Annotated in this window: 10 protein-coding genes; 5 read left to right on the plus strand and 5 right to left on the minus strand. The window is 41.3% G+C overall.

Going from position 1 to position 14,119, the window contains the following annotated elements; translation table 11 throughout:
* Window positions 1–9: 9 nt before the first annotated feature.
* Window positions 10–531 carry a DUF2721 domain-containing protein gene (locus H8B21_RS13950; RefSeq protein ID WP_190314379.1) on the plus strand — a complete coding sequence of 174 codons (522 nt, stop codon included), beginning with the start codon at window positions 10–12 and terminating at the stop codon, window positions 529–531.
* 28 nt (window positions 532–559) lie between these two features.
* Here the strand turns inward: H8B21_RS13950 and H8B21_RS13955 are convergent, their stop codons facing one another.
* Window positions 560–1,450, minus strand: coding sequence for an SDR family oxidoreductase (locus tag H8B21_RS13955; protein ID WP_190314380.1), 891 nt, complete (start codon window positions 1,448–1,450; stop codon window positions 560–562).
* A 130-nt stretch (window positions 1,451–1,580) separates the two neighbouring features.
* On the opposite strand from H8B21_RS13955, the gene H8B21_RS13960 reads away from it, so the two are divergent.
* Complete coding sequence (locus tag H8B21_RS13960; protein WP_190314381.1) at window positions 1,581–2,537, plus strand: TIGR03885 family FMN-dependent LLM class oxidoreductase; 957 nt, start codon at window positions 1,581–1,583, stop codon at window positions 2,535–2,537.
* 7 nt (window positions 2,538–2,544) lie between these two features.
* Window positions 2,545–4,173 (plus strand): alpha-amylase family protein, encoded by a 1,629-nt coding sequence (locus H8B21_RS13965; protein ID WP_190314382.1) that lies wholly within the window; start codon window positions 2,545–2,547, stop codon window positions 4,171–4,173.
* Between the two features lie 52 nt (window positions 4,174–4,225).
* Here H8B21_RS13965 and pepF read toward each other — a convergent pair whose 3' ends face one another.
* Window positions 4,226–6,100, minus strand: coding sequence for an oligoendopeptidase F (gene pepF, locus H8B21_RS13970; RefSeq protein ID WP_190314383.1), 1,875 nt, complete (start codon window positions 6,098–6,100; stop codon window positions 4,226–4,228).
* Between the two features lie 178 nt (window positions 6,101–6,278).
* On the opposite strand from pepF, the gene H8B21_RS13975 reads away from it, so the two are divergent.
* Window positions 6,279–7,553: a DEAD/DEAH box helicase gene (locus H8B21_RS13975; protein WP_190314384.1), complete on the plus strand. Its 1,275-nt coding sequence runs from the start codon at window positions 6,279–6,281 to the stop codon at window positions 7,551–7,553.
* Between the two features lie 25 nt (window positions 7,554–7,578).
* Window positions 7,579–8,613 (plus strand): Gfo/Idh/MocA family oxidoreductase, encoded by a 1,035-nt coding sequence (locus H8B21_RS13980; RefSeq protein WP_190314385.1) that lies wholly within the window; start codon window positions 7,579–7,581, stop codon window positions 8,611–8,613.
* 32 nt (window positions 8,614–8,645) lie between these two features.
* Here the strand turns inward: H8B21_RS13980 and H8B21_RS13985 are convergent, their stop codons facing one another.
* From H8B21_RS13985 to H8B21_RS13995, 3 genes are all read right to left on the minus strand, one after another.
* Entirely contained in the window at window positions 8,646–10,607 is a 1,962-nt protein-coding gene (locus H8B21_RS13985; protein ID WP_190314386.1) for an alpha-L-arabinofuranosidase C-terminal domain-containing protein, read from the minus strand.
* A gap of 38 nt (window positions 10,608–10,645) precedes the next feature.
* Window positions 10,646–12,190 (minus strand): alpha-N-arabinofuranosidase, encoded by a 1,545-nt coding sequence (locus H8B21_RS13990; protein ID WP_190314387.1) that lies wholly within the window; start codon window positions 12,188–12,190, stop codon window positions 10,646–10,648.
* 210 nt (window positions 12,191–12,400) lie between these two features.
* On the minus strand, window positions 12,401–14,110 hold the full coding sequence (locus H8B21_RS13995) for a RagB/SusD family nutrient uptake outer membrane protein (RefSeq protein WP_190314388.1): 1,710 nt from the start codon (window positions 14,108–14,110) through the stop codon (window positions 12,401–12,403).
* Window positions 14,111–14,119: the final 9 nt, after the last annotated feature.

The following is a 14,119-nucleotide window of genomic DNA, read 5'->3' on the forward strand; positions in this document are numbered from 1 at the left end:
TATGCAACGATGGATAATTTTACGCAAGTGCTTACTGTCCTTTCCTCGATGATCACACCTGTCGTGCTCATCATGGCAAACGGGTCGCTGATCCTATCTACCTCACAACGTTTGAGCCGCGAAATTGAACGGACGCGAAAGTTGGGGAGAGAGCTTAAGGAACTAACGGACGCAAAAACAGTAGAAGATGGAGAACAGGATGAAATCCTTGCTATATATCGGCAGCTCAAACGTTCTACAAAACGCGTTATGCATTTACAAAGGTCTATGACGAGTTTGTATCTATCCCTTCTTTTTTTTGTGGCAACCAGTGTCAGCATCGGTGTGATCGACATCTTGCACTTAAACTATAATTGGCTTCCCGTCACACTTGTCATTATGGGAGCGCTACTTCTATTTTATGCTTGCTTGGAGCTAATCAGCGAATCGCGACTTGCCTTTTTAGCCGTTAACTTCGAAATGTCACGGGCAATAAAAACAGTAAATAACTATCTCCCTTTTCGTTACAAAGATCCAGTCAAACGCAATTAACACGATTGCAATCAAGGAGTTTTAGTTTTTAAGGATGTCCTCCTCCTCCCGCTGCTCCGTAAATCTGTCCCGTGGAATAGCTTGCATTATTGTCTGCCAATTGTACAAAAATCGATGCCAGCTCGGCAGGTTGTCCTGCTCTTCCTAATGCCGTATCTGCTCCAAAATCAACTAAGGTTTCGGGTTCTTTGCTACAAACCTGTAAGGGCGTCCAAACAGGTCCGGGTGCAACGCCGTTTACGCGAATACCAATAGGCCCCAACTGCTGCGCCAGTGCTTTGACCAGAATTACATTTGTAGCCTTTGTCTGTGCATAATCCAGTAACGTTGCTTCGGGATCATAAGCTTGTACAGAAGCTGTGACTATAATAGATGATCCCGCTGGCATGTGAGGAATAGCGGCCTTTGTAATCCAAAACGGCGCGTATACATTTGTTTTCATCGTCGTATCAAAGCTTTCGTCCGGAATATCCAAAATAGACTCGTAGCTCTGTTGATAAGCCGCATTGTTTACCAAAATATCCAGTCCTCCCAGTTTATCGACAGCTTCATCTATTAACTGCCGACAGAAATCTCGGTTCGTAATATCTCCCGGGATAGCGTAACCTTTTCGTCCGGCTTTTTCAATCAGATCAATAACCTGCTTGGCATCTTCTTCTTCTGCCGGCAGATAGTTAATCGCTACATCCGCTCCTTCTCTGGCAAATGCAATGGCTGCAGCTCGTCCGATACCGGAATCTCCGCCCGTAATCAATGCCCGTCGATTTTCTAAACGACCTGAACCAAGATAACTATCTTCGCCATGGTCAGGAAGGGGATCCATTTTTCCTGTTAACGCCGGAAAGGGTTGTGATTGCTTTTTGAAAGGTGGCTTGGGATATTTATCCACAGGATTTTCAAGTTTTGATTTTATTTCCATGATCTCTATATATTCTCTTTTGATTGAACAACATGCTGGACATTCCGTTTTACCTTTTTAGTATATTATCACGTTGTTTATCGAGAACTATCGGAGGGCAAGCGTGTTAATACTAGAAAGAAAGGTTTTTATGAAGATTGGATATCATGCTTCTCACGAGCAATTTTCACCGAGCCAACTTCTTGCTTATGTTCAATTAGCGGAAAAGGCGGGCTTTAATGCGGTAATGTCTTCGGATCATTTTCATCCGTGGAGTGAGAACTATAGTCAAAGTGGATTTGCCTGGAGTTGGCTGGGAGCGGCTATGCAGGCGACCTCGATAGAATTCGGCATTGTGAACGCGCCCGGTCAACGCTATCACCCCGCCATAGTTGCACAGGCTGTAGCAACGCTTGATAATTTATTTCCGGATCGATTTTGGATAGCCTTGGGCAGTGGACAAGCCTTAAATGAAAAGATTACAGCTCAGGTGTGGCCAAGTAAAGAAATCCGCCATAAACGTCTGGAAGAATCTGTTCAGATTATGAAACGTCTTTGGTCGGGTGAGACAGTTACACACTATGGTGCTATTGAATTGGAAAATGCTACATTATACACTAGACCTCTTTCACCTCCATTTGTATATGGAGCGGCCCTTACCGAATCTACTGCTGCATGGGTTGGTACTTGGGCCAATGGTCTTATTACGGTCAACCAAGATATACACAAATTACAACAGATTGTTAACGCTTTCCGAATGTCTTGCCCCAATGGAGCACTAGCATTGAAATTTCAGGTATCGTATGCCTCAACCGAAGAAGATGCGTTAGATAGCGCATGGATGTCATGGCGCAATAATACGTTAGGCAACAAATTACAAGCCGAACTAGCCCTACCCGAATTCTTTGACCAAGCTGGATTGCATGTTACACGTGAACATGTAAAGAGCCAGGTACTAACAAGCAACAACCCTTCACAGTTTATTGAAGCGATCCAAAACTACCATGAAATGGGTTTCGATAAAATTATTGTACATAATGTGAATCAACAACAGGAGGAGTTTATTGGGTTTATGGGAAGAGAAGTTCTTCCTTTCATTAAAGAATAAAACTGATATGAGTAAAAATCTTTGGTATAAAGACGCTATTATCTACACCTTAGCTATCGAGTCATTTAAAGATTCCAACGCAGACGGTTCCGGTGATTTCCGTGGACTTCAGCAGTCGCTTAACTATTTCCGGATTCTGGGCATAGATTGCCTGTGGCTATTGCCGTTTTATGATAGTCCAAATAAAGACGACGGCTATGACATACGGAACTATTACGAAGTCGACAAACGTTTCGGAGATATGGGAGACTTTGCGGAACTTATCGATGCTATTAAGGCGGCTGGCCTACGGGTTATCATCGATCTAGTCGTAAACCATACTTCAAAAGAACATCCGTGGTTTTTGGAAGCTGCAAAGAATCCGCAATCTCCCTATCGGAATTATTATATCTGGTCTAACGAGAAACCCGAGGAAAGTGGAAACAAGGCTATTCTCGCGGAAGAGCAGGAATACACGAATTGGACATATAACAAAGAGGCCGAAGCCTTCTATTACCATACATTTTACAATGACCAGCCGGATCTAAACATGACCAATCCGACCGTAGTCGAAGAGGTAAAAAAAATCATACGATTTTGGCTTAAATTTGGTGTAGATGGATTCCGGATCGATGCGGCACCGCATATGATAGAGGAGAAAGGGAATTACAAATTCAAAGGTGACCCACACGATATATTCAGGGAATGGCGTATGTACATAAAAGAACTTAATCCCGATGCGGCTTTTATCGCCGAAGTCGATGTACCTCCTTCGCGCTATACGGATTTTTTAGAACATAATAGACAAATGCACATGTTGTTTAATTTCTATCTAAACAATTATTTCTTTTTAGCTTTTGCGCGTGAAGAAGCAGAACCTATTGCGAAGGCACTACAAAAAATCCCATTACTTAGTGAAGAGGAGCACTTGGTTAATTTTCTGCGAAACCACGATGAACTGGATTTAGAGCAACTGAAAGAAGAGGAACGTCAGGAAGTGTTTGCCGCGTTTGCACCTGATGAAAACATGCGTATTTTCAACCGTGGTATACGGCGAAGGTTGCCTCCTATGTTTGAAAACAATCGACAGCGTCTGGCGTTGGCCTATAGCATCCTATTTTCTTTACCGGGTACACCGGTAATAAGATATGGACAAGAAATAGGTATGGGAGACGATCTGCAAAAAGAGGGAAGAAAGAGTGTTAGAACACTGATGCAATGGAGCGCGGACAAAAACGGAGGATTCTCTGATGTAATGGAAGGTGCGATCGACGAAGATATTATTGCGAAGGGTCCCTATGGATATAAAAAGGTCAATGTAAATCACCAATTAAAGGATGACACATCGCTTTTGAATACGATACGAAAATTAATACAGGCTAGAAAGAACATGGGTTTTCGGAGAGGAAAATTTACCGTACTCCCTACTTCTTCGAAACATTGCCTAGCTTATCGGTACGAACTCGATAAAGGAAATGTATTAATATTGCATAACTTGAGTAACAAACCCATCACGATTTCATTAAAATCGGATCTTCCAGAACGATATTACACTGTCGTCTCCGATAAAAAATACGGTAATAATACGAACAATAAACAGAGAATAGATTTAAATCCCTACGGTTACAGGTGGTTGATTGATAACTGGATTTTTTGAAAATTAAGGCGTCCAAAAGGACGCCTTCTTGTACCCTTTTATTCCTCAAAAATTACTTACCCATTCTTGTCAGAATGGTTTCCATTTCTTCCATTACTTTATTGATCTTCGCGATAGTCAGATCAAAAGGTTCTGTGGTATTCATATCCACACCTGCATCGACAAGCAGCTCTACAGGATATTTAGTACTTCCTGAAGCTAGAAAATCAAGGTATCTTTTTCGATCCTCATCTGTTCCCTTTAGTACTTTTTCTGAGAGCGCTGTAGAAGCGGTGAACGATGTAGCATATTGGTATACGTAAAAATTGTAATAAAAATGCGGAATGTAAGACCATTCAGATTTGACATAGTCATCTACTATACAGACGTTTTTATCATGACCATAGTACCGTTTAGTCAGATCAAGATATAATTTATCAAAATCTTCACCAGTGAGCGCTTCGCCATTCGCGACTTTTTCATGGATCATCGATTCGAATTCGGCAAACTGCGTCTGGCGGAATAATGTTCCTTTAGCACCTTCGAGATAGTTACCCAAGATAGCGAGTCGGATCTTATCGTCTTTGATCTGCTGTAGCATATAATCGTTCAACAATTCTTCATTTAACGTAGATGCGACCTCAGCGACGAAAATAGAATAGTTTGCGTTAGCAAAATGCTGCTTCTTGTTGGTTAGATAACTATGCATGGTATGCCCCAGTTCGTGGGTTAGGGTAGACATATCATTGTATTTCCCATTGTAGTTCATGAGTATGTACGGATGTACATCGTACGCAGCCCCATTAGAATACGCACCAGATCTTTTTCCTTCGTTTGGATACATATCAATCCATCTTTCATTGAATGCTCTTTTTGACACGTCCACATAATCAGTACCCAAAGGTTGCAAGGACTGCAAAATATTTTCAACTGCTTCCTCGACTGTATAATCTAAATCCACCTTCTCAACCAAAGGAGCGTACAAATCATAATAATGCAGTGTGTCTACCCCCATCATACGCTTCCGGAGATTTAAATAGCGGTGAAAGGTTTCTAAATTTCCATTCACATTTTTGATAAGATTATGGAAAACATCTGTGGGAATATTATCACTATCCAGCGCCCTGTTTAACGTACTCTCGTAATTTCTGGCTTTTGTTGCAAACAATGCAGCATTGATATTTCCATAAAGCTGCGCCCCGAAGGTCCGTTGAAATTCATTCAGTTTACCAAAATAAGTTTCAAATACTTTGCTTCTGACTTCTCTATCATCGCTCGCTCTATACAATGCAAAATTGGCAGGATTGAGCTTTACATGCTCACCGTCCAGGTCGATTTCGGGATGCGGAAACTCGGCATTAAAAAATGTATTGAAAATATTTGCGGCATTGCCCGACATCAAGGAAGAATACGCCATTACTTTTTCAACATCTTCTGAACCTCGATGCGCCCGCTTCCGAAGGAGATCCATAAGATAAAATTTGTATGTTGCGAGCTCTTTTTCTTGTGTAAAGAAAGTGTTGAGCTGATCTTCCTGTAAGGTTAATAATTCAGGTTCCATGAAAGAGGTTAATGCTCCGTATTCTGAAAAAAGCTGTTGCAGTTCTTGTGACATACCCGTGTATTTAGTTACCCGTGTATCCTGGTCAGATTTCATCGATGCATAAGATGAAAGCCTAACCATTTCCTTAATCAGCGTACTATTCAATTCCAATGCTTCCAAAAGTATGGTAGCGGATCCCGTGAGCTTGCCCTTGTAGGATGCGGCTTTTTGCATTTCCTGTTGCACCCTTTCTTTTTCTTCTTTCCATACCTCATCTGTTGCATAGAGGTCGGACAGATTCCACTTATATTTATCAGGCAGTTCTTCTCGAACCTTCATCTGACTTACAGCAACCGTCGTAGAAAATAACATCATGGCTGCAATCAATTGTGTTTTTTTTCTCATACTTTATATTAATATAGATAGTGCGCACAATTTACAAAAATCTTTCCAGTTTTGGTCGATAACCAGTTTAGCGTCCTACCGAACCGCTAGGATGTTTTGTATATAAACAAGAGCTCAGCATCGTCACTCCAATTATATTTTAGCTAACTTTGTCTTTTATTCATTTAATTGTTCAGCTGTGTCATTAGATAAATTAAAGCTTAATAAACGTCTTCATGCGTCCATGAATGATCTGGGTTATTTTACAGCAAAAGAATTCCAGTTAAAATCACTCTCTCGAATCATCGGTGGGCATAGTATTATTGGTATCGCACCTGAAGGAGCCGGAAAAACCACGACGTATGTTCTTGGTGTATTGATGCGTTTGAAACATACGCGAGACGAAGCTCCCAAAGTCTTAATTTTGGCGCCCAATGAAGAAAGAATTGCTGAAATAGTGGAACGCTTTCTGACTGTTAGCAAGAATAAGAACCTTTATATCATGGGGCTTAAAACGAGCGGAAGTATGGAAGAAGAGATCGAAGATCTGGTTCGTGGGGTGGATATTGTCGTAGCAACTCCTAATCGTGCCCGTGCAATATATCTAAAACTAGGACTTAATTTAAATCGTATTCAGACATTCATCATTGACGATGCAGAAGAAATAATTAAGCAAGGAATGCAAACTCCTGTGAGAGAATTGGCACAAAGCTGCGGAAAAGTTCAATATTTGGCATTTAGCACGGTCGAACATGAAAAGTTGCATTTGATGATCGACGATTTCATGCCTTTTGCTACGCTAGTCGAGGTAGAAGAGCAAGGTGGAAAAACAACCGAAACACATGAGCTCATGCTGTATCAAGTTCCTAATTTTACTACAAAAATCAATTTACTAAATCTGTTGATGGGAGACGATGATGTATTTGATAAAGTTGTGGTATTTGTGAATAGTCGACTTACTGCGCAAAAATTAGGTCAAAGGCTGCACGCTAAAAAAGGAGAAGTTACTGTATTACATCCTTTATTTCATGATGATGTAGGTATCGACGACATCCATGATTTTAAGCAAATCCCTGAATGTCGGATACTCATTATTGCCAACGAAGGCACAAATAACATCGATTTAAGTGGGATTCCTTTTATATTTCATTTTGAAATACCAGAAAATAGGGATGTTTTTGTACAGCATATCGCAAAAACTTCAGATGATGAAGTTTTTGCCATTACATTTGCCACGGACATCGAACTTCCGGAACTCAAAAAAATAGAGCAGTCGTTGGGGAAAAAGATACCCGTCATGCCTCTTCCAGATGATTTGATTATCTACCGGCCATCTGCTAACCCAAAAGAAAAGAATGAAATGGACGAACAACAAGGTGCAGCTTTTCATAAAAAGAAAGAAAGCAATAGCAAAAGCTACAATTATGGCGCTGGAGTAAAAGCCAAAATGACGATGAAGAACAAGAAAAGGTAGCCATTATTTTTTGTAGTTTTATAACATGGAAAAACAGAGAATCAATACGGGCATACTAAGCTTTGGAATGTCAGGACGTGTTTTCCACGCTCCTTTTATTTATACCAATGATAATTTTGATTTCACAGCCGTTGTCGAAAGAACAAAGAAAACCGCAAAGGAAATCTATCCCGATGTGAAAAGTTACGACAGTGTTAGCGATCTATTAGCCGATGATAGTATAGAACTTGTTATTGTTAATACGCCAAATTATACGCATTTCGAGTTTGCAAAAGAGTCTCTGGAAGCAGGAAAACATATTTTGTTAGAAAAACCTGCTGTAGACAATCTTGATCAGCTCGAGAAGTTATCCGAAATAAGCGAAAAGACAGGTAAAAAAATATTCTTTTATCAGAATAGACGCTATGATAGTCACTTTATGCAGGTGAAAGAGGTTATTGAAAGTGGTCAACTTGGAAAAATCATAGAGGCACATATACGTTTTGACCGCTACAATATGGAATTGGGACCAAAAGAATTCAAAGAAAATAGTCAATATGTTTCAAGTGGCGTCGCATATGATTTAGGCCCCCATGTTCTTGACCAGGCCTTCTCCGTTTTCGGCAAACCTAACAACATTATCAAGACAACCGCTATTAACAGACCCGGATCACAAGTGCCTGATTTTTTTAATTTCCATTTACTTTACCCAGATAATCTACAGGTATTTTTGACTGGAAATCTTCTGGTGGCCGATCCACAGCCTGCCTTTGTCGTTCATGGATCCAAGGGAACTTTTACCAAAAAAATGGTCGACGTGCAAGAGCGGCAATTAATTGATGGCATGCTGCCAAATGTACCAGGATATGGGGTCGAACCGGAAGGCAGTGAAGGAAAGCTGGTGACGGTTGATGGGAAAGGAGAAAAACAAACATCATTACTTACGGCACAAAAAGGAAATTATAACCTCCTATTTGATGCTATTTACGATAGCTTGCGCAACCAGGCAGCGTATCCAATAACGATAGATCAAATTAAATGGCAAATAGAAGCTTTACAGGCTCCCGATTTTAGCCTGTAAAGGCTTTATTAGACTCCCTTCCGGTCAATCTGTTATTGTACAGATATCTTAATCACTGTGAATGAATAGGGTAAAAATGTATCGTTAATTGTTTTGCCTTTATAGTTTACTTGCACTGTTTGTGGTTGTATTTTCAATGGCTCTTCCAAACTATTTGCCACATTAAGGTTTTCATTTGCCAATGTAATTTTCGTTGCGTCGCCTTTTATCTTTTTCTTCGTATCCAATTGAAAGTTAGCCACTACCGGTTGATCGTTATAATTCACAAATTTAATGATCAGTTCTTTGGCTTCCGCATCATAAACAGCCGACGCATATAGACTATCTTGTCCTGTTACATTTTGACCATCTCGCTGTATAGGTATTATATCTGTTCCCTTATAAAGTGAATATAATTTCTGTACATGATAACTCGGTGTACCGTATACATGCAAATTATCAACCCAGATAAGGTCAGGTGACCATTGCCAACCGTCTACATGCCCAAACAACGGTGCGTAGGATGCCATTGTCACGATATCTCCATTTCGTTCCAGCCCAGTCAGAAAAGCAGCCTCCGACAAAGCGGCTTCCCAAGTACTCCTACCCGGCCCGTTTGGACGTGTTGTATGTGAAGCATATTCTCCCGCAAAAATCTTAGGTCCATTTCTATCGTAATCGTCGTAGCGATCAGCACCCGAAAGGAACCATGCAGGCGGACGATAATAATGTTCGTCGATAATATCAATGTTCATTTCACGCAGCTTTTGATCCAGATAGTCAAAACGTTCACCTTCAGGATCCGTACCTGAACTCGCTATAATTTGTATTTCGGGATGTTTTTCCTTCAACACCTGTTGGAACGCAGCAAGTCTTTCGATATACTGTGGTCCCCAGTTTTCGTTTCCAACGCCCAACATCTTCAAATGAAAAGGTTCGGGGTGCCCCATATCTGCACGCAGCTTGCCCCAAGGGGTGTTGATATTGCCATTAGCAAACTCTATCAGATCTAACGCGTCTTGAATATATTCATCAAGTTCGTCCAAAGGCACTACCTCTCCCGTATTAAATTGACAAGCCATCCCACAGTTGAGAATAGGAACCGGCTCTGCACCAATATCTTCTGATAATAAAAAGTATTCATAAAACCCCAAGCCGAATGTTTGGAAATAATCAGGGGTTAGACGGTGATTAAACTCCGTATTCCATCGGTTTATGATCAATTCTCTTTCTTCAATAGGGCCTACTGTTTTTTTCCATTGGAAACGAGTTGCTAAATCCCGTCCCTCTACGATACATCCTCCCGGGAAACGGATGAAATCGGGTTCCATGTCCGCCAAAATTTGCACCATATCTTTCCTTAGTCCTTTAGGCCGACCCTTCCACGTATCTTGTGGGAAAAGCGACAACATGTCAACTTCCGCGTTACCTGCTCCCTGAAACCAAATGTTTAGTTTTGCTTTTGGTGAGGTTTCTGCCGATGTAAATACGACAGAACCTGTTTGCCAATTTGCGCCTTCTGATAGGGGCAACTCTGCTGTACCGATTACGTTGTCATTTTCATTCAATAACTCGACCTTTATACGCATATCGGGTGAAGCCTGACGGTACATTAGTGAAAACTCGTAGCCCTCTCCTTTTCTCACACCCATACCGCGAAATCCTTCGTTTTGCAAACCTGCCTTTATATCAGTGGCTTTATGTATTTTTAGCGAACGGGGGTTACCCTTGCGCCGGCTGTCGTTAACAATTAAAAAAGTACCTTCCGGAACATTTTCGAGACGTTTCCATGCCATCATGGGATGATTAAACTCAAAAGAACGATTTTTCACCAATTCCGCGTATATTCCGCCATCGGCTCCCATATTAATATCTTCAAAAAAGATTCCCCACATGTGGGAAGATATCTTCCCTGAAGCGTTATCCAATTGAACCTTTAGATCTATTGCATTCTGCGCAAAAAGAAAAGTTCCGCAAATGGCAAAAATAGTTGTTAGCGATAGTATCTTTTTCATGTATTATATTATTGTGATCGGTGTGTTTAAAAATCCTGCTAAATAAGTTCCAATACAACAACGGAATGAGCAGGAATGTCTACTTCTAAACGGTTTCCTTGTAATTTTGCTTCATTATATTCTTTAGGAAGCACTGTTTTTGGCTGCTCGAATGTGTTATGCTCTCTTAAATCGTTAGTTGTCAGAATCCGTCCCGCTACTTTCTTAACATGTACAGCACCTAAATCCAATGAGACCTTTTTTCTCTCATTTGGGTCGACATTGACAACGGATATGTGCACTTTTCCCTGTTTGTCTTTCGATGCAGAAGCCGATAGAGCCGGAATAGCGTCCTCGCCATATTTATAATTGTCGCTTTGCAACTCTATCGGGATCAATATGGCATCCTGATGCACTTTATACATTTCCATTACATGATAAGTTGGGGTCAGGATCATATCTTTGCCTTTTGTCAGGATAACCGCTTGCAAAACGTTGATTGTCTGAGCAAGATTTGCCATTTTAACCCTTTTAGCATGGTTGTTAAAGATGTTTAAGGTCATCCCCGCGATCATCGCATCTCGCATAGTATTTTGTTGATACAGAAAACCTGGATTTGTACCGGGGTCTACTTCGTACCAGCCTCCCCACTCGTCTACCACCAGATCCACTTTGCCTTGTGGATCGTATTTGTCCATGATGGCTGTATGTTTTTCTACCAATTCGTTCATAAACCAAGCAGATTGCATCGTTTTAAAATACTGTTCGTCGGTATAATCTGTTGATGAACCTTTCTGATTCCAGTTTATCACCGCGTAATGATGCAAGGCCACGCCTTTCATGAGATGGCTCGGTACTTTCTTCATTAACGTTTCGGTCCAATGGTAATCGGCGCTACTCGCTCCAGAGGCTATGCGGTATAAACCGCCGCTGTTATCCCAATCCGCCATAAAGGTGGCGTATTTTCTATATATATCGCTATAATATTCTGCGGTCATATTTCCCCCACATCCCCACGCTTCGTTTCCTACTCCCCAGAATTTGACGTTCCACGGTTCTTCCCTACCATTTTCACGTCGGAGATCGGACATCGGGCTTTTTCCGGAGAAGTTTACATATTGCACCCAGTCCGCTAATTCTTGCACTTCTCCACTTCCCACATTTCCTGCTAGATAAGCCTCTGTTCCCAGCAGTTCACACATATTTAGAAAATCATGTGTCCCGAAAGAATTGTCTTCTGTAACTCCTCCCCACCAGTTATTGACGATGGAGGGACGATTTTCTTTTGGCCCTATCCCATCTTTCCAATGATAAGTATCTGCGAAGCAACCTCCCGGCCATCGTAAGTTCGGTATCTGTAGTTTTTTCAGTGCTTCTATTACGTCATTTCGGACCCCAGCTGTATTCGAAATGGAGTCATTGGTCTCCCCTACATAGAAACCGTCGTAAATACATCGACCTAAATGTTCTGCAAAATGTCCGTAAATATGTTTATTGATCGTGACTTCACTTTGTTGATCGGTTAATTTAATATGGTTCTGTGCATAGGAAAAGCTACAGACAGACAGCAAAGCAATGCTCAGTTTTAACTTTACGTTTATCATATTTAGTAGTTTAAATTACATTTTCGGCTTATAATACTTCTTTATTTAAGCTATCCTTCGTGATGATAAAAGCACACAAGAATCTATCCTTAAAATTAATGTCAAATTAACACTTATTTTTATAAAAGCAAATTTTTTTTCTACTCTATGTCTAATAAATTGATAAAAGCTGGAAGTTTTTTATATTCCAGCTTTCATTTACATATTTTCTTACTTGCTATAACCTGGATTTTGTGTCAATGGTTCCCCTTCTTTATTATTTAACTGAATTTCACTCAGTGGGATCGGGAGCAGGGTGTTATAATCTTGAAAACCCGATGTAATCTTATTTGCCGGACCATCATCGCCGTTAAGTGCAATACGTTCTTTTAGTTTGCCTGTACGTACTAACGTCATTCTCCTGTTTTCTTCCGAAATCAATTCTCGTGCGCGCTCATCAAGGAGGAAGTCAACCGACATATCCGAAGCACTCACCTTACCCAAGTTAGCGTTACCTGCTGTTTCGCGTGCGGCTTTAAAGGCACGATCTCGCAAAACATTGATATCGTCAGCTGCACCGCCTGCATTTCCTTGGCGTAAGCGGGCTTCAGCACGTAGAAGGTAAGTTTCCCCTAGACGCATAACGGGCCAATCCTTTACCAATGCATATCCAAAATCATCCGCGGGATCATAGCCTCCCCACTTTGTAGGAAACGGATACCAAACCTCTAGGGTGTCTGTGCGATACGGAATCACCTTGTCTCCAGTTCTGATGGTCACGTTCCTTACTCCTTTATCTTTTTCCACACGATAACCATCGGCGTCGATGCCAATCGTTGCCTCATAGTCGGGACGGTTATAATTTGTAGTCCGGCGGATATTGTAATTGCTGTTTCGAATATCGCCATCTAATCCGTTCCATACCGTGTATTTCATGAAATTACTCAAACGAAGGCGCCCGTTTCCACGCCCACCCAGCGAGTCTGCATTCACCATACCCTCCCATTTATGATAGGCCGGCTGCCAAACACGGCGGTGCTGTGGATTATCAATCGTACCGCCATTTACTTCACGGTTAAATTCCAATTCAAATGTCCAAATGGCTTCCGTGTTTCCCTCTAAACGGCGCATATTTCCTTGACGGAACATATCCCGATAATAATCGCCACCCTCTGCTAAATATTTGCCATAGCGAGCTTCAACTAGTTGATATTTTCCTCCATCAATTATATCCGTAGCCATCTTCTCCGCTTTCTCAAAATAGGAAGCATCGCGTTCACCTATACGTAGGTAAGCTTCCGCAGCTAACTGTCTGGCCATATCTTTGTTAATGCGGCTGGCATTGGCTGCTTCTCCTACATTGGGTAGGTTAGCAATGGCATATTCCAAATCTTCCTCTATCACACGGTCAACTTCCGCTACCGGCTTTCTGGAATAATTGAAGGTAGGTACGCTAATCGATTCCGTTAACAAAGGGACATCGCCCCATAACGTGACAAGTGTATTATATGCATAAGCTCGAAAAAAGCGGGCTTCTGCGGCAGCAGCAGGGTTTTCTTCTCCAACGGAGCTGATGATGGTATTAGCGTTGTTTATAAACTGATAGCTTCGCTCCCATAAGTAGGATACTCCCCCGTTTTCAGAATTAAGATCAGCATATTGGTAAAATGGGTTTTCTACACCTTCCGTGGCTCCAGCACTGGTGATATCCATGCCAACCTGCCAACAGGACAGAAAACCTTGACGTGCACTCCATCCCCATAATTCCGCGTAAATATAATGCAAGCCAAGCAACTGGTTTTCTACAATAGTTGGATCACCGGTTCCAGCTTTATATTGCGAATAAGGACTCTCATCTAAAAAACTATCGCTGCACGATGCCACACCTAAAGAAAGCAATGCCAGCACCGAGTATAATTTTGTATGTTTATATATTTTCATGACTTAATT

The sequence above is a fragment of the Sphingobacterium chuzhouense genome (assembly GCF_014692525.1).
GTDB lineage: Bacteria > Bacteroidota > Bacteroidia > Sphingobacteriales > Sphingobacteriaceae > Sphingobacterium > Sphingobacterium chuzhouense.

What these genes read in the sequence shown, in the direction of transcription:
- H8B21_RS13950 (WP_190314379.1), top strand. Translation starts at nt 10, where the DNA reads ATGGATAATTTTACGCAAGTGCTTACTGTCCTTTCCTCGATGATCACA.
- H8B21_RS13955 (WP_190314380.1), bottom strand. Translation starts at nt 1,450, where the DNA reads ATGGAAATAAAATCAAAACTTGAAAATCCTGTGGATAAATATCCCAAG.
- H8B21_RS13960 (WP_190314381.1), top strand. Translation starts at nt 1,581, where the DNA reads ATGAAGATTGGATATCATGCTTCTCACGAGCAATTTTCACCGAGCCAA.
- H8B21_RS13965 (WP_190314382.1), top strand. Translation starts at nt 2,545, where the DNA reads ATGAGTAAAAATCTTTGGTATAAAGACGCTATTATCTACACCTTAGCT.
- pepF (WP_190314383.1), bottom strand. Translation starts at nt 6,100, where the DNA reads ATGAGAAAAAAAACACAATTGATTGCAGCCATGATGTTATTTTCTACG.
- H8B21_RS13980 (WP_190314385.1), top strand. Translation starts at nt 7,579, where the DNA reads ATGGAAAAACAGAGAATCAATACGGGCATACTAAGCTTTGGAATGTCA.
- H8B21_RS13985 (WP_190314386.1), bottom strand. Translation starts at nt 10,607, where the DNA reads ATGAAAAAGATACTATCGCTAACAACTATTTTTGCCATTTGCGGAACT.
- H8B21_RS13990 (WP_190314387.1), bottom strand. Translation starts at nt 12,190, where the DNA reads ATGATAAACGTAAAGTTAAAACTGAGCATTGCTTTGCTGTCTGTCTGT.
- H8B21_RS13995 (WP_190314388.1), bottom strand. Translation starts at nt 14,110, where the DNA reads ATGAAAATATATAAACATACAAAATTATACTCGGTGCTGGCATTGCTT.